19 protein-coding genes, 2 tRNA genes and 1 rRNA gene are annotated in these 21,544 nt (G+C 68.1%); 9 read left to right on the top strand and 13 right to left on the bottom strand.

Annotated features, from left to right (window positions below; translation table 11 throughout):
- Window positions 1-171 precede the first annotated feature (171 nt).
- On the bottom strand, window positions 172-1,008 hold the full coding sequence (locus tag DSC_RS15500; RefSeq protein ID WP_014162154.1) for a class I SAM-dependent methyltransferase: 837 nt from the start codon (window positions 1,006-1,008) through the stop codon (window positions 172-174).
- Between the two features lie 135 nt (window positions 1,009-1,143).
- On the opposite strand from DSC_RS15500, the gene DSC_RS15495 reads away from it, so the two are divergent.
- The 3 genes from DSC_RS15495 to bglX all read left to right on the top strand — a co-directional run bounded on the left by DSC_RS15495 (window position 1,144) and on the right by bglX (window position 4,721).
- Window positions 1,144-2,106, top strand: coding sequence for an aldo/keto reductase (locus tag DSC_RS15495; RefSeq protein WP_014162153.1), 963 nt, complete (start codon window positions 1,144-1,146; stop codon window positions 2,104-2,106).
- A gap of 127 nt (window positions 2,107-2,233) precedes the next feature.
- The gene (locus DSC_RS16965; RefSeq protein ID WP_014162152.1) at window positions 2,234-2,392 is read left to right on the top strand and encodes a hypothetical protein; all 159 of its coding nucleotides are present in this window, start codon (window positions 2,234-2,236) and stop codon (window positions 2,390-2,392) included.
- A gap of 142 nt (window positions 2,393-2,534) precedes the next feature.
- Entirely contained in the window at window positions 2,535-4,721 is a 2,187-nt protein-coding gene (gene bglX / locus DSC_RS15490) for a beta-glucosidase BglX (RefSeq protein WP_014162151.1), read from the top strand.
- A gap of 123 nt (window positions 4,722-4,844) precedes the next feature.
- Here the strand turns inward: bglX and DSC_RS15485 are convergent, their stop codons facing one another.
- Window positions 4,845-5,468 carry a flavin reductase family protein gene (locus DSC_RS15485; RefSeq protein ID WP_014162150.1) on the bottom strand — a complete coding sequence of 208 codons (624 nt, stop codon included), beginning with the start codon at window positions 5,466-5,468 and terminating at the stop codon, window positions 4,845-4,847.
- A gap of 79 nt (window positions 5,469-5,547) precedes the next feature.
- Complete coding sequence (locus DSC_RS15480; RefSeq protein WP_014162149.1) at window positions 5,548-5,820, bottom strand: metal/formaldehyde-sensitive transcriptional repressor; 273 nt, start codon at window positions 5,818-5,820, stop codon at window positions 5,548-5,550.
- A 52-nt stretch (window positions 5,821-5,872) separates the two neighbouring features.
- Between DSC_RS15480 and dmeF the strand changes: the two genes are divergently transcribed.
- Window positions 5,873-6,850 (top strand): CDF family Co(II)/Ni(II) efflux transporter DmeF, encoded by a 978-nt coding sequence (dmeF, locus tag DSC_RS15475; protein WP_014162148.1) that lies wholly within the window; start codon window positions 5,873-5,875, stop codon window positions 6,848-6,850.
- Between the two features lie 11 nt (window positions 6,851-6,861).
- Here the strand turns inward: dmeF and DSC_RS15470 are convergent, their stop codons facing one another.
- Window positions 6,862-7,608 (bottom strand): anti-sigma factor family protein, encoded by a 747-nt coding sequence (locus tag DSC_RS15470; RefSeq protein WP_014162147.1) that lies wholly within the window; start codon window positions 7,606-7,608, stop codon window positions 6,862-6,864.
- Window positions 7,605-8,135, bottom strand: coding sequence for an RNA polymerase sigma factor (locus DSC_RS15465; RefSeq protein WP_014162146.1), 531 nt, complete (start codon window positions 8,133-8,135; stop codon window positions 7,605-7,607). Before DSC_RS15465 ends, DSC_RS15470 begins: the two co-directional genes overlap by 4 nt.
- A 167-nt stretch (window positions 8,136-8,302) precedes the next feature.
- Here DSC_RS15465 and DSC_RS15460 point away from each other — a divergent pair, with 167 nt between their 5' ends.
- Both DSC_RS15460 and DSC_RS15455 read left to right on the top strand, forming a co-directional pair.
- Window positions 8,303-9,397 (top strand): catalase family peroxidase, encoded by a 1,095-nt coding sequence (locus DSC_RS15460; protein WP_043290791.1) that lies wholly within the window; start codon window positions 8,303-8,305, stop codon window positions 9,395-9,397.
- Window positions 9,394-9,942 (top strand): cytochrome b, encoded by a 549-nt coding sequence (locus DSC_RS15455; protein WP_014162144.1) that lies wholly within the window; start codon window positions 9,394-9,396, stop codon window positions 9,940-9,942. The genes DSC_RS15460 and DSC_RS15455 overlap by 4 nt, the downstream gene beginning before the upstream one ends.
- A gap of 491 nt (window positions 9,943-10,433) precedes the next feature.
- Here the strand turns inward: DSC_RS15455 and queF are convergent, their stop codons facing one another.
- The 8 genes from queF to DSC_RS15415 all read right to left on the bottom strand — a co-directional run bounded on the left by queF (window position 10,434) and on the right by DSC_RS15415 (window position 18,632).
- The gene (queF, locus tag DSC_RS15450; RefSeq protein ID WP_014162143.1) at window positions 10,434-11,252 is read right to left on the bottom strand and encodes an NADPH-dependent 7-cyano-7-deazaguanine reductase QueF; all 819 of its coding nucleotides are present in this window, start codon (window positions 11,250-11,252) and stop codon (window positions 10,434-10,436) included.
- 57 nt (window positions 11,253-11,309) lie between these two features.
- Window positions 11,310-12,314 carry an aldo/keto reductase gene (locus DSC_RS15445; RefSeq protein WP_014162142.1) on the bottom strand — a complete coding sequence of 335 codons (1,005 nt, stop codon included), beginning with the start codon at window positions 12,312-12,314 and terminating at the stop codon, window positions 11,310-11,312.
- Window positions 12,315-12,613: 299 nt separating this feature from the next.
- Window positions 12,614-13,369 carry a glutathione S-transferase family protein gene (locus tag DSC_RS15440; RefSeq protein ID WP_014162141.1) on the bottom strand — a complete coding sequence of 252 codons (756 nt, stop codon included), beginning with the start codon at window positions 13,367-13,369 and terminating at the stop codon, window positions 12,614-12,616.
- 353 nt (window positions 13,370-13,722) lie between these two features.
- On the bottom strand, window positions 13,723-14,574 hold the full coding sequence (gene purU, locus DSC_RS15435; protein ID WP_014162139.1) for a formyltetrahydrofolate deformylase: 852 nt from the start codon (window positions 14,572-14,574) through the stop codon (window positions 13,723-13,725).
- Between the two features lie 47 nt (window positions 14,575-14,621).
- Window positions 14,622-15,047 (bottom strand): XVIPCD domain-containing protein, encoded by a 426-nt coding sequence (locus DSC_RS15430; protein WP_014162138.1) that lies wholly within the window; start codon window positions 15,045-15,047, stop codon window positions 14,622-14,624.
- A gap of 223 nt (window positions 15,048-15,270) precedes the next feature.
- Complete coding sequence (locus DSC_RS15425; protein ID WP_014162137.1) at window positions 15,271-16,371, bottom strand: NADH:flavin oxidoreductase/NADH oxidase; 1,101 nt, start codon at window positions 16,369-16,371, stop codon at window positions 15,271-15,273.
- Window positions 16,372-16,450: 79 nt separating this feature from the next.
- Window positions 16,451-17,311 carry an NAD-dependent protein deacetylase gene (locus tag DSC_RS15420; RefSeq protein ID WP_014162136.1) on the bottom strand — a complete coding sequence of 287 codons (861 nt, stop codon included), beginning with the start codon at window positions 17,309-17,311 and terminating at the stop codon, window positions 16,451-16,453.
- A 118-nt stretch (window positions 17,312-17,429) separates the two neighbouring features.
- On the bottom strand, window positions 17,430-18,632 hold the full coding sequence (locus DSC_RS15415) for an MFS transporter (protein WP_043291521.1): 1,203 nt from the start codon (window positions 18,630-18,632) through the stop codon (window positions 17,430-17,432).
- 820 nt (window positions 18,633-19,452) lie between these two features.
- Here DSC_RS15415 and DSC_RS15410 point away from each other — a divergent pair.
- From DSC_RS15410 to DSC_RS15400, 3 genes are all read left to right on the top strand, one after another.
- A 16S ribosomal RNA gene (locus tag DSC_RS15410) occupies window positions 19,453-21,001 on the top strand.
- A gap of 92 nt (window positions 21,002-21,093) precedes the next feature.
- Window positions 21,094-21,169: transfer RNA gene (locus tag DSC_RS15405), tRNA-Ala, on the top strand.
- A gap of 72 nt (window positions 21,170-21,241) precedes the next feature.
- Window positions 21,242-21,318 (top strand) — tRNA-Ile (locus DSC_RS15400).
- Window positions 21,319-21,544 lie beyond the last annotated feature (226 nt).

The raw sequence follows: 21,544 nt of genomic DNA, 5'->3' as shown, positions 1-21,544 counted from the left end.
GACATCACACGGGTTGGGCAAGGCAGAACACAGCGACCGCTGTGGGTGGTCGGCACCGCCACTGCTCATTGCGCGCGGGTCGATCTTTTTCAAGGCGGCGCCGTCGATGCCCGAATCCATGCACCCGCTGCACGCGCTCGGCGCAGGCTTCGCCGCAACGAGGCTGGGTGCCTATGGTTTGGCGAAGCGCAGGGTCATGCGGTCGCTTTCGCCGATGGCCTGGAACCTGGCGTCGTCGGCCTGGTCGTGCTTGTTGGTCGGCGGTAGGGTCCATACCCCGCCCGGATAATCCTTGGTGTCGCGCGGGTTGGCGTTGATTTCGCTCTTGCCTTGCAGTCGGAAGCCGGCGGCGGTGGCCAGCGCGATCACCTGGTCCTCGCCGACATAGCCGCTCTTGTCATCATCGGGCACGGCCGTGGCGGCGCGATGCTCGACCACGCCCAGGGTGCCGCCGGGCTTGAGCACGGCGAAGAAGCCCTTGAACATCGCCTCGGCGTTGTCGGCCATGCGCCAGTTGTGCACGTTGCGGAAGGTCAGCACCACGTCGGCCGAATTGGCCGGGCCGAAGCTGGGCGTGGCCGGCGCGTAGGCCACCAGCTTGGCCTGGCCGTAGCGGGCGCCATCGGACTTGTACAGCGCTTCCAGGCTGTCCCTGGATTTTTGCTGGTAGGCGCGCGAGGACTCGGGCACCGCGTCGGGGTCGACCACCGCGGCGATGTACTGGCCCTGGCCTTTCACGTAGGGCGCCAGGATCGCCGAATACCAGCCGTTGCCGGGCGTGATTTCGATGATGGTGTCGGCCTGCTGCACACCGAAGAACGCCAGGGTCTGGCCCGGATGCCGATAGCGGTCGCGGGCCACGTCGGCCGGCTTGCGCCAGGGGCCGTCGATGGCCGCCTGCAGCGGCGCCGGGACGGGGAGCGTGGCGGGCGTGGCGACCTGGGCCAGGGCCGGCACCAGCGGCGCCAGCGCGGCGCACAGGGCAAGGGTGGCAAGCGATCGGCGCATGACGCAATTCCCGGCGGGAAAAGTGGCGCCGAGCCTAGCACGCAGCGGGTTTTGGCCACGGGTGTGCACGCTGGCTTAAACGCCGGGCGCATACGCTTGGGCTCGTTTTTTTCCGCGCGCACTGGAGATACCACGATGAGTTCCATTCCCCGACGCCCGCTGGGCAGATCCGGCATCACCGTCGCGCCGCTGGCCTTTGGCGGCAATGTGTTTGGCTGGAGCGTCAAGGATGCGGCCGGCACCGGCAGGCTGCTGGACGCCTTCGTCGATGGCGGCTTCAACCTGATCGATACCGCCGATGTGTATCCGGCCTGGGTGCCGGGCAACAAGGGCGGCGAATCGGAAACCCTGATCGGCCAGTGGCTCAAGTCCAGCGGCAAGCGCGACCAGGTGGTGATCGCCACCAAGGTGGCCAAGTGGGGCGAGCGCCCGGGCCTGTCGCCGGAGAACATCGAGGCGGCGGTGGACGATTCGCTGCGCCGCCTGGGCATCGACACCATCGACCTGTACCAGGCGCACGAGGACGATCCGTCCGTGCCGCTGGAGGCCACCCTGGGCGCATTCTCGCGGCTGATCGAGAAGGGCAAGGTGCGCGCGATCGGTGCTTCCAACTACAGCGCCGAGCGCCTGGCCGAGGCGCTGCGGGTGTCCCAGGATCACAACCTGCCACGCTATGAAACGCTGCAGCCCGAGTACAACCTCTACGATCGCGCCGGCTACGAGGCCGAGCTGGAGCCGCTGGTCAAGGCCCAGGGCCTGGGCGTGATCAGTTACTACGCGCTGGCATCGGGCTTTTTGACCGGCAAGTACCGCGATCCGGCCGATGCGGCCAAGAGTCCGGCGCGCGGGGCCAAGGTGGTCGCGCAATACCTCAATCCGCGCGGCCAGGCGATCCTCGAGGCGCTCGATGCGGTGGCCGAGGCGCAGAAGGCCACGCCGGCGCAGATCGCGCTGGCCTGGCTGATGGCGCGCGATTCGATCACCGCCCCGATCGCCAGTGCCAGCAGCGTCGAGCAGCTGCAGGAGATCCTGCAGGCCGCGCGCCTGACCCTGACCCCGGCGCAGATCCAGGCGCTGGACCAGGCCAGCGCGCCCTGAGCGCGTGTCCGGCGGCCGGCGGCGTGAAACCCGCCGTCAGCAGGCCTGCACCTGATCGTGACGAACGGCGGTGGACAGTACCGGGCAGCGCCGGCGCACCCTCGCATGCCGACGCGTGGAGGTCGCCATGCCCGGTCGCGCGTTTGAACCCGAGTTCGAGATGCCCTTTGAATGGGATGCCTATCCCGTCCTGCCGCCCGGCGCCGGCGAAATCCCGCCGCTGCTGCAGGCCGGCGATCCGCCGCCGCCCCGGGGCGAGGACCAGGGACCAGAGCAGCTGCAGTAGTCGCCTGGCCGGGCGCAGGCCCGCGGCGGCGCTGGCAGCAAGGCCTCGACAGGGCGCCCGGGGCGGTGCAGCCTTGCCCGCGGGCTTGGCATCCTTCGGGCTTCGCCTAGAATACATGTAAACGTTTTCACGGCAGGACCGGATGTCGAACTCGGAACGGATTGAGGCCCTCATCGCGCAGATGACGGTGGAAGAGAAAGTGGGCCAGCTGGGCATCTTTGCCGACGCGCTGCGGCCGTTCGCCCCGGAGGTCAATCCGGAGGCCAACGCCCGCGGTGCGGCGGAGGTGCGTGCGGGGATCCGCGCCGGCAAGATCGGTGCGCTGTTCAACGGGGTGGGCGCGGCCGAGGGACGCCAGGCGCAGCGCCTGGCGGTGGAAGAGTCGCGCCTGGGCATTCCCCTGCTGCTGGGCGCCGATGTGATCCACGGCATGCGCACGGTGTTCCCGATCCCGCTGGGCGAGGCCGCCAGCTTCGAGCCGGAGCTGGCCCGCCGCACCGCGCGCGCCACCGCGGTCGAAGCCACCGCCGCGGGCATCCACTGGACCTTCGCCCCGGCCGTGGACGTGGCCCGTGACCAGCGCTGGGGCCGCGGTGCCGAAGGCGCCGGCGAGGACGTGCTGCTGGGCTGTGCCTTCGCCCGTGCACGCGTGCAGGGGTTTCAGGGCCAGGCCGGGCTGACTGCCGATGATTGCCTGCTGGCCACGCCCAAGCATTTCGCCGCCTACGGCGCGGTCGCCGGTGGCCTGGAATACAACACGGTCGACATTTCCGAGCAGACCCTGCGCGATGTGCACCTGCCGCCGTTCAAGGCCGCCTTCGACGCCGGTGCGATCACGGTGATGAGCGCCTTCAACGACATCAACGGGGTGCCGGCCAGTGCCAACCGCTGGCTGATGACCGACCTGCTGCGCGGGGCCTGGCAGTTCCCCGGGCTGGTGGTGTCCGACTACACCGCCGACATGGAGCTGATCGCGCACGGCTATGCGGCCGACGAACGCGACGCCACCCGCTGCGCGTTCACCGCCGGCCTGGACCTGAGCATGCAGAGCGGCTTCTACGACCGCAACCTGGCCTCGCTGGTGGCAAGCGGCGAGGTGACCCTGGCCCAGCTGGATGCAAGCGTGCGCCGGGTGCTGTGGGTCAAGCAGCAGATCGGCCTGTTCGACAATCCATACCGCTCGCTGGATCCGGCGCGCGAAGCCGACCCGTCGCATCTGGCCGCGCATGAGGCGCTTGCGCGCGATGCGGCGCGCCGATCGATCGTGCTGCTGAAGAACCAGGGCGCAGTGCTGCCGCTGAAGAAGACCGGGCAGAAGATCGCGCTGGTCGGCCCGTTCGCGCGCGACACCAAAAATATCGAAGGCTGCTGGACGCTGTTCGGCGACAGGACGCGCTATGTCACCCTGGAAGCCGGCGTGCGCGCCGCCTTGGGCGAGCACGCGCAGCTGATCGTCGAGGACGGCTGCGGCCTGGAAGAGCCGATCGACGGTGGCATCGAGGCCGCCGTGGCCGCCGCACATGCCAGCGATGTGGTGGTGCTGGCGATCGGCGAGCCGCAGTCCTACAGCGGCGAGGCGCAGTCGCGGACCCAGATCGTGGTCCCGCCCGCACACCAGGCCCTGGCCGAAGCCCTGGCCGCCACCGGCAAGCCGCTGGTGGTACTGCTGCGCAATGGTCGCGCACTGGCCCTGCACGGCGCGGTGCGCAAGGCTGCAGCGATCGTGGTGACCTGGTACCTGGGCAGCCAGACCGGGCACGGCGTGGCCGACGTGCTGTTCGGCGACTACAACCCGGCCGGCTGCCTGCCGGTGAGTTTCCCGCAGGATTCGGGCCAGCAGCCGCTGTTCTACAACCGCTCGCGGACCGGCCGCCCCGAGCTGCCGCACATGCGCGAGTTCAAGTCGCGCTGGCGCGAGGTCACGGCCGATGCGCTGTATCCGTTCGGCCACGGACTCTCCTACACCACCTTCGAGTACGGCCCGGCGCAGCTGTCGACCACCCAGCTGGGCTGGGACCAGACGTTGACCGCGACCACGACCGTGACCAATACCGGTGAGGTCGCCGGCGAAACCGTGGTGCAGCTGTACGTGCACGACCGGGTGGCCAGCCGGGTGCGCCCGGTGCGCGAGCTGAAGGGCTTCAACAAGATCGCGCTGCGGCCCGGCGAATCGGCCCAGGTCAGCTTCCAGCTGGACCGCAGCCTGCTGGCCTTCACCGGCATGGACCTGGTGTGCCGGGCCGAGCCGGGCCTGTTCGATGTGTGGATCACCGACTCGTCGGCGAACGGCACCCCGGTGCAGTTCGAGCTGTGCCCGCCCAAGGGCTGACGCCACGCGCGAGCCACGGCGGCACCGAAGGCATCGATGCGGGCGGCCTGCAGGTCGGTCCGGACCAGGGCACGGCGGTGCCTGCGCATCGCAAGGGGCTGCACAGGCTGCGCCACCGGCGCGCTACACGCCTGTGGGCCGCGCCATCTCGAACATCGCCTCGGGCGTGATCTGCGCGTAGCGGTCAAGGCCGCCGGCGCGCAGGATCGGCCCGGCCGCGGCGGTGTCGTAGACGCCATCGACCAGCCAGCGACGGTCGATGTGCACGCCCACCACCTCGCCCAGCACCAGCCACTGTTCCAGTGCGTGGCCATCGGCGTCGGTGAGCTGGAGCAGCTGGGTCAACCTGCATTCGAAGGCGGCCGGCGCGCCTTCGACGAACGGCGCATCGACCACCTTGCCGGGCAGCGCGACCAGGCCGGCGCGTTCGAACTCGTCGACCTCCGGCGCAAACGGCGCCGAGCTCAGGTTCATCGCCTCGGCCTGCGCGCGGCTGGCCAGGTTCCAGGTGAACACGCCGCGGGCCTGCACGTTGCGCACGCTGTCCTTCCAGCCCGAGCTGCTGAAACCGATGATCGGCGGCGTGTCGCAGAAGGCGCCAAAGAAGCTGTAGGGCGCCAGGTTGCGCACGCCGTCGGCCGAGACCGAGCCGATCCAGCCGATCGGGCGCGGGGCGAGGATCGCCTTGAACGGATCGTGGGCCAGGCCGTGGCCTTGGCCGGGACGGTAGAAATGCAGGTTGCCCATGTCGACGCCTTGAGGGAGACAGACCCACAGCATGCCCGTGCGCAGGTGGCGATGGCGGCAACGCGGCGCGAGCTGCGCGCTACTTGAGGTAGGAACGCAGCACCTTGTGGATCGCGGCGACCTCGGCGCTGCGCCTGGCGGGGTTCTTCTCGCCGGCCACGTGCGCTTGCATGTGGCCTTCCAGCACTTCCAGCAGCAGGCCCTGCGCCGCGCCGCGGATGGCCGCGATCTGGGTGAGCACGGCGATGCACTCGGGCTGGCCGGCCAGCGCCTTTTCCAGTGCGGCGACCTGGCCCTTGAGGCGCCGGATGCGCGGGGTGAGCCTGGCCACGTCGTGGATCAGGTGGGTCATGCGGGATCAATCTCGGATACCATGGGGGGGTATCCTACACCAGGTTTTCCGCATGTCCCTGGACCCAGCGCTGCACGCGCATCGTCACGACCACAGCTACGTCACCGGCAATACCGCCGGCGAACGCAACACGCGCCGGGCCGTGGTCCTGACCGCCGCGATGATGCTGGCCGAGATTGCCGGCGGCTGGATCTTCAACTCGATGGCGCTGCTGGCCGATGGCTGGCACATGAGCTCGCACGTGCTGGCGCTGGGCCTGTCGTTGCTGGCCTATGCCAGCGCGCGCCGGTTCGCGCGCGACCGGCGCTTTGCCTTTGGCACCTGGAAGATCGAGATCCTGGGCGGCTACACCAGCGCGGTGCTGCTGCTGTGCGTGGCGCTGCTGATGGCGGTGCAGTCGCTGCAGCGGCTGGTCAATCCGCTGCCGATCCACTACGACCAGGCCATCGTGCTGGGCGTGCTCGGGCTGGCGGTGAACCTGGTCTGCGCCTGGTGGCTGAAGGACGACCACAGCCACCACCATCACGGGCACGACCATGGTCATGACCACGGCCACCACGCACATGGGCACCCCGGCGAGGATCACCATGCCCCCCATGCCGACCTCAACCTGCGCGCGGCCTATGTCCACGTGCTGGCCGATGCGGCGACCTCGGTGCTGGCGATCGTCGCCCTGCTCGCCGGCCGGTTCTTCGGTGCGTCCTGGCTGGACCCGGTCATGGGCATCGCCGGCGCGGTACTGGTGACGGTGTGGGCAATCGGCCTGCTGCGCAGCACCGGCCGGGTGTTGCTGGATGCGGAGATGGACGCGCCGGTGGTAGAGGAAGTGCGCGAGGTGATCGCCGAACTGCCGCAGCCCACCGCGATCAGCGACCTGCACGTCTGGCGCGTGGGACGGGGCCAGTACGCGGCCATCCTCGGCCTGGTCACCACCCGGCCGCTGTCGCCGCAGGACGTGCGCGCGGCGCTGGCCATCCATGAGGAACTGGTCCACGTGACGGTGGAGATCAACGCCGTGCAACCGGCTTGATCGAAGCGCCTTCAGCCGCCTGGCGCGAGCACCGCCGCCACGTTGCGCGCGCGTGCATCCTCGAACGGGCTGACCACCGCGAAGCTGGTGTTGCCGCGCGACCAGTACTGGGCCAGCAGCTCGCCGTCGCGGCGCTGGCCCGGCTGGCCGAAGCGGCCGCCCGGGCGCAGGTACACGCCGATCCGCGCACCGCTGGCATCGGCATAGACCAGCATCGCCGCCGCGCCCTGTTCGGTGGACAGGCGTTGTCCCCCGACCAGGTGCAAGCCCTGCGCGTGCAGATCGGGCATGGCGCCCAGCGCGCCGAAGTGCTGGCCCAGCCAGTCCTGCAGCTGCGCGCGAGCGGCCGCATCAAGCGTATCGGGGCGGTCGGACACGGCGAACAGCCGATAGGCCGAGACCGCATCGGCCATCGGCAGCCGCGCCGAGGCCACCTGCAGCTGCCTGGCCTGCCAGCCCGTCACGGTCCCCAGCCCGAGCGACAGCAGCAGCGCGGCGGCCACCCCCAGCCGCGCACGACCGCGGGCGCGCACGCGGCGGCGCAGGTGGGCCGGCTCCAGGTTCGGATTGGCCGGCCATTGCTCGGGCAGGGCCTGGCTCACGCGCAGGCGTTTGGCATCGCGTTTCCAGTCGGCGACCACGGCCGCGCGCTCCGGGTGCGCAGCCAGCCAGCGCTCGATCTCGGCGCGCGCCGGGGCCTCCAGCTGGCCGTCGACATAGGCGTGCAGGTCCGCCTCGCTCGGCGCCAGGCGGATCATCGCAGCACCTTCAGCACCGGCCGGGTCGGGCCGGGCGCGGCATCGCTGGCCACGCGCAGGGCCTGGCGGGCACGGGCCAGGCGCGACATCACCGTGCCGATCGGTACGCCCAGGGTGTCGGCCACCTGGCGGTAGCTGAAGCCCTCGACGCTGACCAGCAGCAGCAAGGCGCGCTGCTCGGCCGGCAGCGTGTCGAAGGCGGCCAGGGTGGCGCGGCTGGCGGTGACGCGCTCGGCCGACGGCGCATGCTCGGGCTCGGCCTGGCCGAACAGCTGCGCCAGCCGGCGCCAGCGCAGGGCGCGGCGGTGTTCGTCGACAAACTGCCGGTACAGGACCGAGAACAGCCAGCCCTGCAGCGCCGCGGGCGTGTGCCGGCTGCGGCCATGGACGAGCGCGCGCTCCAGCGTGGCCTGGACCAGATCGTCGGCCGCCGCCGGCTCGTGCACCAGCGAACGGGCGAACCGGCGCAGGCGCGGGATCAGCGCTTGCAGCGTGGCGTCATCCAGGTCGGTGGCGGGAGCGGTCATGGGCGCGATGCCGGACGGGTCTGTGGGTGGGACGGGCGAGGCGACAGGGTATTCCCTGGGTCTGACGAGGCCATCACCGCCGCGGCCGCAGCTTGGCCGCCACAGGCAGATGGAATAACTCCACGCCCGCCGCGTCCCACCTTCGACTCCCAGCGCCAGCAAACCCCATGTCCCAGCCATCTTCCTCATCCCGACCGCCGGGCAAACCCAGCCCGGTGCCGGCCCTGTTGGGCATCGTCGCGCTTCTGGCCGCCCTGGCCGGCGCCTTTGCCTGGGTTGGCGGCGGGTTCGGCGCGCGGCTCACGGCGCAGCAGATGACCAACACCATCGAAGCCGGCAAGCCGCACCCCGGCTTCCGCCGGGCCCACGCCAAGGGCGTGTGTGTCGCCGGCAGCTTTACCCCCAGCGCGCAGGCGCCGCAGCTGTCCAGGGCGCGCGTGTTCACCCAGGCAAACACGCCGATCCTGGGCCGGCTGTCGATCGGCGGCGGCGACCCGCACGGCGCCGACGCCAAGGCGCGCGTGCGCAGCGTCGCCCTGCTGCTCAAGACCGACGACGGCCAGCAATGGCGCACCGCCATGAACAGCTTTCCGTTCTTCGTGGTGGCCACGCCGGAAGGCTTCCAGGCGCAGAACCTCGCCTCGGCGCCGGACCCGGCCACCGGCAAGCCCGACCCGGCCAGGATGGCCGCGTTCCTGGACCAGTATCCGGAAGCGAAGAAGTTCATGGCCTGGGCCAAGTCGGCGCCGTGGTCCAACAGCTGGGCCAACACCCGGTTCAACGGCGTCAACAGTTTCTGGTTTACCAACGCCGCTGGTGAACGCCATGCGGTGCGCTGGTCGCTGCGGCCGCAGGCGCCATTCGAGGAGCTCAGCGCCGGGCAGCGCGCGCAGGCCGATGCCGATTTTCTCAGCGAGGAATTCAACACGCGCCTGGCCAGGGGTCCGGTGAAGTGGGACCTGGTCGTGACCCAAGCCAGGGAGGGCGACCCCATCGATGATCCCTCGCAGCCCTGGCCCGCCGACCGCACCCAGGTGGTGGCCGGCACCGTGACCTTCACCGGCACCACGCCGCAGGACAGCGGCGCCTGCCGCGACATCAACTATGACCCGACCGTGCTGCCCGACGGCATGGCGCCATCCAAGGACCCGATCCTGGCCGCGCGCGCGGCGGTGTACTCGGTGTCGTTCAACCGGCGCATGCACGAGATCGGTACCGGTCAGGCGCCCGCGGCGACCGGCGCCAAGGGAGAGACCAGATGAACCGCCACGGACACTTCGACGCACTGGCGCGCATGCTGCACTGGCTGATGGCCGCGATGATCCTGGCGATGCTGTTCATCGGCGCCGGCATGGTGGTATCGCTGGCCTGGCGCCCGACCCTGCTGGACCTGCATCGCCCGCTCGGTCTCGCGATCCTGTTGCTGGCGATCGTGCGCCTGGTCAACCGCCTGCGCAGCCCGCCGCCGCCCTTGCCCGCGGACCTGCCGGCGATCCAGAAGCGGGCCGCCCATGCGTCGCACTGGCTGTTGTATGGGTTGATGTTGGCCATGCCGCTGATCGGCTGGTCGATGCTCTCGGCCGGCGGCTACCCGGTCGTGTTGTTCGGCGGGGTGCACCTGCCGGCAATCGCCCCGCACAGCCCGGACCTGTATGCGCTGCTGCGGCCTGCGCACACGGTGCTGGCCTACGTCCTGTTCGCCACGGTGCTGGGCCACCTGGGCGCGGCCCTGTTCCATGCCTGGGTGCGGCGCGACGGGGTGTTCTCCAGCATGGCGCGCAGCGGCAAGACCGGTGCCAGGCCCTAGGAGCCTGTCGGACTTTGGCCGGCCGGGCTGCAAATCCGGCTGTGCGGTCCATATTTCCGTCGCTTCTTGCCCCATAGAACCACTATGGGGCGGCGAATCGCCGAAAATCTGTCCTCGCGCAGCCGAATTTTCGCCTCGACCGCCAAAGCCCGACAGACTCCTAGCTAGCGCGTTGGAGCCATGGCTTCTAAGCCCCTCTCCCACCGGGAGAGGGGTTGGGGTGAGGGTCGGGCGCACGCGATGCACGGAAATCCGATGACGAAAAGGGCGCGGTCTGCACCGCGCCCTTTGTCTTTTCCTTCCGATGATGATGCGGCTTACTTGTCCGCAGGCCGACTGCTCTGCGGCGGCGTGTTCTCTGCCGGCGCGGAAGGGTTCGATACGCCGCCCCGGCCAGGCTCGGAGCCAAACGCCAGCCGCAAGCCCCTCCGTGCATTCCCACCCTTGCACAGCCCGCCGGGGCAAGGCATCGCGCCCCTGTCGGCGCGAGGTTACTGGCGCAACTCGCGCAGCGGCGCCGGCGCGTGGTCTTCCCAACCCGGGGTGACCCGCCAGGGATTGATGTCCAGGCCGCCGCGCCGGGTATAGCGCGCTTCCACCGACAGCCTGATCGGAGCGCAGCGCGCGCTGAGGTCGACGAAGATCCGCTCCACGCATTGCTCGTGGAAGCCAGCGTGCTCGCGGAAACTGACCAGGTAGCGCAGCAGGCCTTCGTGGTCGATTTTTGGGCCTTCGTAGCGCAGCACCACGCTGCCCCAGTCGGGCTGGCCGGTGACCGGGCAGTTGGACTTGAGCAGGTGCGAGACCAGGGTCTCGCTGACCACGTGGCTGCCTGCGGCCAGATGCCCCGGATTGGGCGGGCCATAGTCGTCGATGTCCAGCTCCAGCGTATCGAGCAGCAGTGCATCGGCGTGGTGGCCAAACCCCGGCAGCCCCGGCGCCACCGTCACCGGCGCTCCGGCGCGCGCGGACAGGTCCTGCGCGATCTGCGCACACACCGCCTCGGCGCTGGCAAAGCCGGTGGCGTTGAGCGAGTTGAGATAGAGCTTGAGCGACTTGGACTCGATCAGGTTCGGCGAGTCCTGCGGCACGGTCAGTGTCGCGGTCGCCACCTGCGGCTTGCCACGCAGGTCCAGCCAGCCCAGCTCGTAGGCATGCCAGCGATCGTGGCCGACGAAGGGCAGAGCGGCGCTGTCAAGGCCAAGTTCGGCACGCGCACCGGCGCGCGCAATCGCAAACAGCAGGTCCGGGTCGTAGTGCGCGGGATAGGCGACCGTGCGACCCAGCAGCGAATCTTGGGGGGTGTTCATGCGGGGATTTTACGCCCCGCATGATCGGCCTTCGACCGACGCTGCAGACTGCGGGCGCTACCGGCCGCGGTCCACCAGCGCCAGTTCGGTGGCGCCATAGCGCGGGCCGGCCACATCGGGCTGGAAGACTGCCTCGAGCCTGGCCAGCACATCGGCCGGGAGTGTGAGCGCGACCGCGCCGGCGTTGTCTTCCAGGTACTTGCGCCGCTTGGTGCCAGGGATCGGGACCACGTGCTCACCTTGGGCCAGCACCCAGGCCAGCGCGACCTGCGCCGGGGTGGCGCCCAGCTCGGCCGCGACCGCCTTCACGGTCTCGGCCAGGCGCAGGTTGGCCTGCAGCGCCTGGCCCTGGAAGCGCGGGTTGCTGCGGCGGAAATCGCCTTCCTCCAGGTCGTCCTGGGCGGTGATCGTGCCGGTCAGGAAGCCACGGCCCAGCGGCGAGAACGGCACCAGGCCGATGCCAAGCTCGCGTACCGCATCGAGCACGCCATTGGTTTCCAGTTCGCGCGTCCACAGCGAGTACTCGCTCTGCAGCGCGGTGATCGGATGCACCGCATGGGCGCGGCGCAGGGTCTGGGCCGAAACCTCGGACAGGCCCAGGTAGCGGACCTTGCCTTCCTCGACCAGCCGCGCCATCGCCCCGACCGTGTCTTCGATCGGTGTGGCCGGGTCCAGCCGATGCAGGTAATACAGGTCGATGTGGTCGGTGCCCAGACGCTGCAGGCTGGCCTGCGCCGCCTGGCGCACGTATGCCGGCGAGCCATTCACCTTTGGTCCCTGCGCGCTGCCGAACTGGCCGCTGTTGGCGACGAAGCCGAACTTGGTCGCCAAAAACACCTGCTCGCGTCGGCCCCGCAGCGCGCGGCCGAGCAGCTGCTCGTTGGTGTGCGGGCCGTAGATGTCGGCGGTGTCCCAGAAGTTGATGCCCAGCTCCAGCGCGCGGTCCAGCGTGGCCAGCGATTCGGTGTCGTCGTAGTGGCCGTAGGCGTGGCTCATGCCCATGCAGCCCAGGCCGATGGCCGAAACGCTCGGGCCGGTGCGGCCCAGTGTGCGGGTTTTCATGTCGATACTCCTTGGCGGCAAAACGGGATCAGGGGGCGGCTGCAGCCGCATGGTGGCAAACAGGTTGCCAGGCGCCAGCGGCGCACGTGGCGCGTCCTGCGGAAAACGGTGCCGCACCCATGCGGGTATCGTCCAGCCGTGCGCATTGCGCGCGCGTGAGCTGCAGCTCACGCGCGCCCAGGCTGTCTTCCAGCCGGGCCATCGTCCGCGCCCGGCTCCCCGCCGGGCCCAAGTCATCGGGTCCGACGCCGGCGGGCCCGGACGCACGCGCGAGCCGGGAAAATCCGCCGCACGCCCGCTCAATCCAGGCGCATCACGCCCTTGCGCGCAGTGGTGGTGCCCAGGGTTGCTTCGGTGACCGGTTCGCCCAGCGCGCGCAGCACCTGCGCCTGTTCCGGCAGCGGCACCCGGGCGATGGTGTCTTCGATCCTGGCCAGGCGCGCGAACTCGGGCAGGGCGAACATGCGCTGCAGCCAGGCCGCAGTGCGCGGCCAGCGGGCGGCGTCGACTTCGAAACGCACCAACGCAGCATTGCGGAAGAAACTGGCGATGGCGATGTCGGCGATCGACAGCGCGCCGAGCAAATAGCCTTCCTGCGGCATCTGCGGTTCCAGCCAGTCCAGGCAACCGGGCAGTTCCACGTCGCGGGCGCGGTTGAAGGACGCCGCGTCCACTTCCTCCTTGAACAGGAAGCGCTTGGGCCCGCGCTGATAGAACATCCTGGCGATGATGACCTCGCCCAGGCGCGCATCGGCGTATTCCTCCAGCCAGCGCGCCTGCGCGCGTTGGCCGATGTCGGCCGGATACAGCGACGGGGTGAGGTGACGGTCTTCCAGGTACTGGCAGATCACGCTGGAATCGTTGATCACCCGCGCCCCGTCGACCAGCACCGGCACGCGCCGCAGCGGGCTGAGCTTTTCGAATTCATCGCCGCCCAGGAACGGCGCAATCGGGTCGATGGCGTAGCGCAGGCCCTTGTGGCCCAGGCACACCAGCACCTTGCGCACGTACGGCGACAGGTAGCTGCCCACCACGTGATAGACCGGCTCGCTCATGTGACCTCCCGCATCGTCTGTGGAAACACCAGCCTAGCAGCCTGTCGGACTGTGGTCGGCCGGGCTGCGAATCCGCCTGTGCGGTCCATCTTTCCGCCGCTTCTTGGCCCATAGCACCACTATGGGCCGGCGAACCGTCGAAAATCTGACCTCGCACAGCCGAATTCTCGCCTCGACCACCAAAGCCCGACAGGCTGCTAGCGCTTGCGCATCGACCAGCGCACCGGCGCGCGGCAACTGCAATCCGGCTCAGCGCCTGCGTTTTTCCAGCAGCAGCTTGACGCCCACCGCCACCAGCGCCAGCACCAGGCCCAGCGCCAGCGCGACCAGCACCAGGCCCAGCCACGGGCCCATCAGCGAAACACCACGGTGCGGTGGCCGTTGCGCAGGATGCGGTGCTCGACATGGCGGCGCACCGCGCGCGCGAGCACCACCGACTCGATGTCGCTGCCCAGGCGGATCAGGTCGCGCGGGGTCATGGCGTGGTTCACGTGGGCCACGTCCTGCTCGATGATCGGGCCCTCGTCCAGGTCCGCGGTCACGTAGTGCGCGGTCGCGCCAATGATCTTGACCCCGCGCGCGTGCGCCTGGTGGTAGGGCTGGGCGCCCTTGAAGCTGGGCAGGAAGCTGTGATGGATGTTGATCGCGCGCCCGGCCAGGGCAGTGCACAGCGCCGGCGAGAGGATCTGCATGTAGCGCGCCAGCACCACCAGGTCGATGCGCTCGCCTTCGACCAGGTCGATGATGGCCTGCTCCTGCTGCGCGCGGTTGGAGGCATCCACCGGCAGGTGATGGAACGGCACGCCGTAGGACTGGCTGAGCGGGCCGAAGTCGGGATGGTTGGAGGCGACCGCGGCAATGTCCACGTTCAATTGCCTGCTGTGGGCACGGAACAGCAGGTCGTTGAGGCAATGGCCGTGTTTGCTCACCAGCACCAGCAGCCGCGCCCTGGCGTGGGCGTCGTGGATCTGCCAGTCCATCGCAAATTCCGCAGCCAGCGGCGTAAAGTGCGCGCGCAGCGCCTGCGCCTCCAGTGCCGGCGGCACATCAAAATGCACGCGCAGGAAGAACCGCCCGCTATCGGCATCACCAAACTGCTGCGCATCCAGGATGTTGCAGCCGGCCTCGAACAGCAGGCCGCTGACGCGGTAGACGATCCCGGTGCGGTCCGGGCAGGAGAGGGTGAGGATGTGGTCGCGGCGCATGGGGCCGGCATCTTACGCAACCCTGCGGCCGCTGCGGGACGATGGTTTCAGTCGTCGTCGTGTTGGGCGCCGGACCTGCGTCGACGTCGGCGCTGCGCGTTGACTGCCTCGAGCCGCTCCAGCGAATCGGCCACCGGCGTGGCCGTGGCCTCGTCGGTGCTGATGAAGGCGCGCTTGTGGGCCGGATCGTCAAGCCTGCCCTGGACCAGGAACACGTTCTCGCCCTGTTCGACCAGGCCGATGTGGCGGCTGAGCACCACGTGGTCCACCCGGCGGAAACCCTTCTCGCGGGCCAGCGGCAACAGTCGGGCGATCATGCGCGCGCTGGCCTGGTCCGGGGTGCGACCGACCTCGGCATCAAGCCGGTGCACGCCGCGGGCGATCTGCTGGTACAGCCGATGCTCCGGGTGTTCGGGATGGTCCGGGCCGATGAGCTCGGACGAATGCGGCTGCGCCGGTGCCGGTGCGCTCATGAGTCACTCCCGCGCCAGCAAGGCGCATGCGCGGATTGCCTGGAACCAGCCTGCATCGTGCCCTCCGTTGACACCGTGCCGCCCACACCTGTGGCGCGCGCCTGCACCTTAGCCGCAGCACCGGCCCAGGCTCAAGCGGCGTTGCACGTAAGCGTGGGCCACTTGACGCCCGCCCCGGTCTGACGCGCGCTGGCCTTGGTCAGGGCCCTGGCCTGGACCCCCGTCAGCCAAACAATCCCTTGGCACCGTACGGCTGGCAGCGCAGGTACTGCGGCGAGACGCGCACGGTGGCGCCCAGTTCCGCGGCGGCATGCCAGGGCCAGCGCGGGTCGTAGAGGATGCCGCGGGCGATGGCCACCGCATCGGCCTTGCCCTCGGCGACGATGCGCTCGGCATGGTCGGGCTCGGTAATCAGGCCGACCGCGATCACCGGCATGGTCGTCAGCCGGGCCTTGATCTGGCTGGCGAAGGGTACCTGGTAGCCGGCTTCCAGCTTGATCTGCTGGCGCGGATCCAGGCCGCCGCTGGAGACGTGCAGATAGCTGCAGCCGCGTGCTTCCAGCGCCTGGGCCAGGGCGATGCTCTGGGCCACGTCCCAGCCACCGTCGACCCAGTCGCTGGCCGAGATGCGCATGCCGACGGCCACGCTGTCCGGTATCGCCGCACGCACCGCATCGAACACCTGCAGCGGCAGGCGCAGGCGGTTTTCCAGGACGCCGCCATAACCATCACTGCGGTCGTTGCTCAGCGGCGAGAGGAACTGGTGCAACAGGTAGCCGTGCGCGCCATGCAGCTCGATGACCTCGAAGCCGAGCCGGTGCGCACGGCGCGCGCTGTCGGCGAAGGCGGCGATCACCGCCTCGATGCCGGCCTGGTCCAGCGCCTGCGGCGGCGGGTCGCCCGCGTTGAACGGACGGTTGCTGGACGAGACGGTCTGCCAGCCGTGTTCCTGCCCAGGCGCGATGGCCGAGCCGCCGTGTTCCCACGGCTTGTGGGTGGAGGCCTTGCGTCCGGCATGGGCCAGCTGGATGCCCAGCGGCATCGGCGACCAGGCACGGATGCCATCGACCACGGCCTTCAGCGCGTCTTCGGTGGCCTGGTCCCACAGGCCCAGATCGGCCCAGGAAATGCGCCCGCGCGGTTCCACCGCGGTGGCTTCCAGGATCAGCAGGCCGGCGCTGGACTGGGCCAGGCTGCCCAGGTGCTGCGCGTGCCAGGCGGTGGCGCGACCTTCATCGGCCGAGTACTGGCACATCGGCGCGATCACGATCCGGTTGGGCAGGGACACAGGTCCCAGGGCGATGGGGGAGAACAGCTGGCTCACGGGGAATCCGGGTGGCGGTCGAGACCGCCATTGCAGCGGTTGCCGGCGGCCCGCTCAACCGGATCGGTGGATCACTGCGTCACGAAGCGCGCTGCGAATCCTCACGCCCCACATCCTGCGCGCGCGGCGGTGGCGCAAGCAGGAAGGCCAGCGCCTGGGCGCAGTCGTGCTGCACCTTGAGCGTCAACAGCGCGTCGGCACGGGTGCGGCCGTGGTTCAGGGCCGCGATCGGCTTGCCGGCCTTGTGCGCCCACTGGGCGAAGCGAAACCCCGAATAGACCATCAGCGACGAACCCACCACCAGCAGCGCATCGCTGGTCTCCAGCGCGTGCTGGGCGGCCTGCACGCGCTCGCGCGGCACGTGCTCGCCGAAGTACACGACGTCGGGTTTGACGATGCCGCCACAGTGCGTGCAGGCCGGAACATGGAAGGCATCGAAATCGGCCTCCAGGTCTGCGTCGCCGTCCGGGGCGATGCCGGCATCCAGCGTGTCCCAGCCGGGATTGCGCGCGACCAGCTCGGCCTGGAAGTCCGCGCGCGGCGTGCGCCGTTCGCAGTCCATGCAGCGCACCAGGTCCAGCCGCCCGTGCAGGTCCACGACCTGGCGGTTGCCGGCGGCCTGGTGCAGGCGATCCACGTTCTGGGTCAGCAGCAGCGAGGTCTGCCCGCGCGCTTCCAGCGCCGCCAGCGCGTGGTGCACGCCATTGGGACGCGCCGCCAGCAAGCGCGGCCAGCCGACCAGGCTGCGCGCCCAGTAGCGCTGGCGCGTGGCGTGTTCGCCCATGAAGGCCTGGTAGGTCACCGGCTGGGCGCGCTTCCACTGGCCATCGGCATCGCGATAGTCCGCAATGCCCGAATCGGTGCTGCAGCCGGCGCCGGTGAGCACGAAGATCCGCTCGTGCCGTTCGACGAAATCCTGCAGCTGCGCCGGCGTACTCACGCCGCGGCCTCCGTGACGAACGCGCCGCCCGCTGCCCTTCCACGGGCATGGAAATCACCGCTGGCCACGCTCCCGACGAGGTTCGGCCGCAGATGGCCCAGGCACTGCATCTGCATGCTCACTCGCCGCGCGCCGGCTGTGGACCGAAGCGGCCGTAGGGCCGGGTATCGTCGGCACCACGGCGCAGGACCTGGGCGGCAACCAGCGCGAGCATCAGCAGCACCACGCAGAACACCACCAGCGCCCCCCAGCCGCCGTGTTCCCAGAACCAGCCGCTGACCGAGCCGACCACGCTGGAGCCCACGTAGTACGCCAGCAGGTACAGCGAGGCCGCGTGGCTCTTGCTGGCCCGGCCGAGCCGGCCAACCCAGGCGCTGGCGGCCGAGTGCGCGATGAAGAAGCCGATGGTCAGCAGCACGATGCCGGCCACCACCACCGGCAGTGCATGGCTCAGCGTCGCCAGGACCCCAGCAAGGGCGCAGCCGATCCCGGCCAGCACCACCGGCCCGCGGCCGAAGCGATCCGAAGCCGCGCCGGCCACCGACGAGGACACGATCCCGAACACGTACGCGCTGAAGATCAGGCCGATCTGGCTCTGGCTCAGGCCAAACTCCGGCCCGCCCAGGCGGAACCCGGCATAGTTGTAGACGCTGACGAAGGTGCCCATCAGCAGGAACGGGATCGAGAACAGCCAGGGCAGCTGCCGGTCGCGCAGGTGCCCGCCCCAGGCCCGCAGGTGGAAGCGCAGGTTCACTCCGGCCTTGCGCACGAAATGCCGCGAAGGCGGCAGCAGCAGCACGAAACCGATCGCCACCAGCAGGTCGAAGCCGCTCAGCACCGCCATCGCGGTGCGCCAGTCGAAATGGTCGGTCAGAAAGCTCATCCCGATCCGGCCCATCATCCCGCCGAAGGCATTGCCGCCCACGTACAGGCCGGTGGCCGCGCCAAGCCGGTGTGCGGGCAATTCCTCGGCCAGGTAGACCATCGCCACCGCCGGCACGCCGCCCAGGGCCACCCCCGACAGCGCCCGCACGACCACCAGCGACTCCCAGTGCGGGAGGAAGGCGGCGATGCCGTTGAGCAGCGCCGCCAGCGCGATCGAGCCGAACATCAGCCCGCGCCGGCCCAGGTTCTCCGAGACCGCGCCGGCGCAGAAGATCGCGATCGCCAGGCCACCGGTGGCCAGCGACAGCGGCAGCGAACTGGCCGCCGCGCTCACCCCGAAGCTGCGCGCAAACTCCGGCAGCAGCGGCTGCACGCAATACAGCAGCGAGAAGGTCGCAAAACCTGCCAGGAACAGGGCCAGGCGAATGCGCGCCATCGGCAGCGGCAGCTCGGCGCCGCAAGCGACATCGCAGGCAGGTGCCTGGCGGGCACCCAGGCCAGGGGTGGAAGGCCGGGACATGGCCGTGGCTTGGAAGGAAGGGTGACCAGTATCGGCCCGTCGCGTCCTGCCGGTCCAACCTCTGCTGCTGAAGTCTGCTGCCTGTTCCAGGGTGTACGGAAACCCGCCTCACCAGCTGTGCGCTTGCCGAGGGCAGCCAAGGGCGTTACTGCCGCACCGAGGCAAATGCCGCAACCTGGTGCCGAAGTGGCCTGCATCAAACAACGCTCGGCAGCCTTCGCTTCAAGTGGGAGGACCGGTAGCCACCGCTTCCGCAAGTGCTTGACCAACGACTTGAAGCCTGCATAATTCGCCCCCGCTTCTGCGGCACCGGTTCTGCTGGTGAGGCTGGAGGTGGGGTTGGTCGGCGGCTTTGCACGAAGTGCTTGACCGATGTTCGAAGGCCTGCATAATGGGCGGCTCGCTTCGGCGGTGACGGTTCAGCGGTTTGGGCCGGGCGGTCGAGGTGGTGGTACGAAGGGCCTGTTGGCGAGGTGTTGACGGACCTGGAAATGGCCCTATAATGGGCGGCTCGCTGCAGCGATAGGTTGCAGTGATGACGGGGGAGGCGCTGAGGCCGACTTCGAGTTCTTTGACAGTATGCGCAGGTGACTTGTGTGGGCGCCTGCAGGAAGGACGAGCTGTCCATCTTGCAGATGACTTATACAAGCACATAGAGATTGTAGAAATGCAAGCGATACGTAGCTTGGGTTGGACATCTGCATTCAAGGCTTTTGCCGCAAGGCAATGAAAGTTTTAAGTGAAGAGTTTGATCCTGGCTCAGAGTGAACGCTGGCGGTAGGCCTAACACATGCAAGTCGAACGGCAGCACAGTAGGAGCTTGCTCTTACGGGTGGCGAGTGGCGGACGGGTGAGGAATACATCGGAATCTACCTTTTGGTGGGGGATAACGTAGGGAAACTTACGCTAATACCGCATACGCCCTTCGGGGGAAAGCCGGGGACCAGCAATGGCCTGGCGCTGATAGATGAGCCGATGTCGGATTAGCTAGTTGGTGAGGTAATGGCTCACCAAGGCGACGATCCGTAGCTGGTCTGAGAGGATGATCAGCCACACTGGAACTGAGACACGGTCCAGACTCCTACGGGAGGCAGCAGTGGGGAATATTGGACAATGGGCGCAAGCCTGATCCAGCCATACCGCGTGGGTGAAGAAGGCCTTCGGGTTGTAAAGCCCTTTTGTTGGGAAAGAAAAGCATTCGGTTAATACCCGGGTGTTCTGACGGTACCCAAAGAATAAGCACCGGCTAACTTCGTGCCAGCAGCCGCGGTAATACGAAGGGTGCAAGCGTTACTCGGAATTACTGGGCGTAAAGCGTGCGTAGGTGGTGGTTTAAGTCCGTTGTGAAAGCCCTGGGCTCAACCTGGGAATTGCAGTGGATACTGGATCACTAGAGTGTGGTAGAGGATAGTGGAATTTCCGGTGTAGCAGTGAAATGCGTAGAGATCGGAAGGAACATCTGTGGCGAAGGCGACTATCTGGGCCAACACTGACACTGAGGCACGAAAGCGTGGGGAGCAAACAGGATTAGATACCCTGGTAGTCCACGCCCTAAACGATGCGAACTGGATGTTGGGTTCAACTTGGAACCCAGTATCGAAGCTAACGCGTTAAGTTCGCCGCCTGGGGAGTACGGTCGCAAGACTGAAACTCAAAGGAATTGACGGGGGCCCGCACAAGCGGTGGAGTATGTGGTTTAATTCGATGCAACGCGAAGAACCTTACCTGGTCTTGACATCCACGGAACTTTCCAGAGATGGATTGGTGCCTTCGGGAACCGTGAGACAGGTGCTGCATGGCTGTCGTCAGCTCGTGTCGTGAGATGTTGGGTTAAGTCCCGCAACGAGCGCAACCCTTGTCCTTAGTTGCCAGCACGTAAAGGTGGGAACTCTAAGGAGACCGCCGGTGACAAACCGGAGGAAGGTGGGGATGACGTCAAGTCATCATGGCCCTTACGACCAGGGCTACACACGTACTACAATGGTCAGGACAGAGGGCTGCAAGCCGGCGACGGTGAGCCAATCCCAGAAACCTGATCTCAGTCCGGATTGGAGTCTGCAACTCGACTCCATGAAGTCGGAATCGCTAGTAATCGCAGATCAGCATTGCTGCGGTGAATACGTTCCCGGGCCTTGTACACACCGCCCGTCACACCATGGGAGTTTGTTGCACCAGAAGCAGGTAGCTTAACCGCAAGGAGGGCGCTTGCCACGGTGTGGCCGATGACTGGGGTGAAGTCGTAACAAGGTAGCCGTATCGGAAGGTGCGGCTGGATCACCTCCTTTTGAGCATGACAAGCGCTTCTTGTAGGCGTCCACACAAGTAACCTGCATCCAGAGTTTCTGATCGATCCGATTGATCAGGCAAGTCCCGTTACGGGGCCTTAGCTCAGCTGGGAGAGCACCTGCTTTGCAAGCAGGGGGTCGTCGGTTCGATCCCGACAGGCTCCACCATCTGGCACACCATGCGAGGTTCTCGCAGCCCATCGCGCGCCTGTGCTGCGTGGTGGGGAAGGAAATCTTTTTGGGTCTGTAGCTCAGGTGGTTAGAGCGCGCCCCTGATAAGGGCGAGGTCGGTGGTTCGAGTCCTCCTAGACCCACCACTCTGGATGTTTGATTGCGCATACGAATGATTCAAGGTTTGAGTGTCAGGCGTTGAGGCCTGACCCTTGTTCTTTAACAACTTGTGACGTAGCGAGCGTTTTAGATGATCATCTAAACACGTGTCGTTGAGGCTAAGGCGGGGACGAAAAGTCCCTAAGAAATTGAGTGGTTATATTCGTGGACCAGGCTTTGTACCCCTGGGACATGGCGTATGGCCCTGAGGCA

Origin of the sequence: Pseudoxanthomonas spadix BD-a59, assembly GCF_000233915.3 — a bacterium.
Taxonomy (GTDB): domain Bacteria; phylum Pseudomonadota; class Gammaproteobacteria; order Xanthomonadales; family Xanthomonadaceae; genus Pseudoxanthomonas_A; species Pseudoxanthomonas_A spadix.
This window is presented reverse-complemented; position numbering and strand designations above follow the sequence as displayed.

Bases quoted from the DNA above. Each gene is read 5' to 3' on its own strand.
- DSC_RS15500 (WP_014162154.1), bottom strand. From the start codon at position 1,008: ATGCGCCGATCGCTTGCCACCCTTGCCCTGTGCGCCGCGCTGGCGCCG.
- DSC_RS15495 (WP_014162153.1), top strand. From the start codon at position 1,144: ATGAGTTCCATTCCCCGACGCCCGCTGGGCAGATCCGGCATCACCGTC.
- DSC_RS16965 (WP_014162152.1), top strand. From the start codon at position 2,234: ATGCCCGGTCGCGCGTTTGAACCCGAGTTCGAGATGCCCTTTGAATGG.
- bglX (WP_014162151.1), top strand. From the start codon at position 2,535: ATGTCGAACTCGGAACGGATTGAGGCCCTCATCGCGCAGATGACGGTG.
- DSC_RS15485 (WP_014162150.1), bottom strand. From the start codon at position 5,468: ATGGGCAACCTGCATTTCTACCGTCCCGGCCAAGGCCACGGCCTGGCC.
- DSC_RS15480 (WP_014162149.1), bottom strand. From the start codon at position 5,820: ATGACCCACCTGATCCACGACGTGGCCAGGCTCACCCCGCGCATCCGG.
- dmeF (WP_014162148.1), top strand. From the start codon at position 5,873: ATGTCCCTGGACCCAGCGCTGCACGCGCATCGTCACGACCACAGCTAC.
- DSC_RS15470 (WP_014162147.1), bottom strand. From the start codon at position 7,608: ATGATCCGCCTGGCGCCGAGCGAGGCGGACCTGCACGCCTATGTCGAC.
- DSC_RS15465 (WP_014162146.1), bottom strand. From the start codon at position 8,135: ATGACCGCTCCCGCCACCGACCTGGATGACGCCACGCTGCAAGCGCTG.
- DSC_RS15460 (WP_043290791.1), top strand. From the start codon at position 8,303: ATGTCCCAGCCATCTTCCTCATCCCGACCGCCGGGCAAACCCAGCCCG.
- DSC_RS15455 (WP_014162144.1), top strand. From the start codon at position 9,394: ATGAACCGCCACGGACACTTCGACGCACTGGCGCGCATGCTGCACTGG.
- queF (WP_014162143.1), bottom strand. From the start codon at position 11,252: ATGAACACCCCCCAAGATTCGCTGCTGGGTCGCACGGTCGCCTATCCC.
- DSC_RS15445 (WP_014162142.1), bottom strand. From the start codon at position 12,314: ATGAAAACCCGCACACTGGGCCGCACCGGCCCGAGCGTTTCGGCCATC.
- DSC_RS15440 (WP_014162141.1), bottom strand. From the start codon at position 13,369: ATGAGCGAGCCGGTCTATCACGTGGTGGGCAGCTACCTGTCGCCGTAC.
- purU (WP_014162139.1), bottom strand. From the start codon at position 14,574: ATGCGCCGCGACCACATCCTCACCCTCTCCTGCCCGGACCGCACCGGG.
- DSC_RS15430 (WP_014162138.1), bottom strand. From the start codon at position 15,047: ATGAGCGCACCGGCACCGGCGCAGCCGCATTCGTCCGAGCTCATCGGC.
- DSC_RS15415 (WP_043291521.1), bottom strand. From the start codon at position 18,632: ATGGCGCGCATTCGCCTGGCCCTGTTCCTGGCAGGTTTTGCGACCTTC.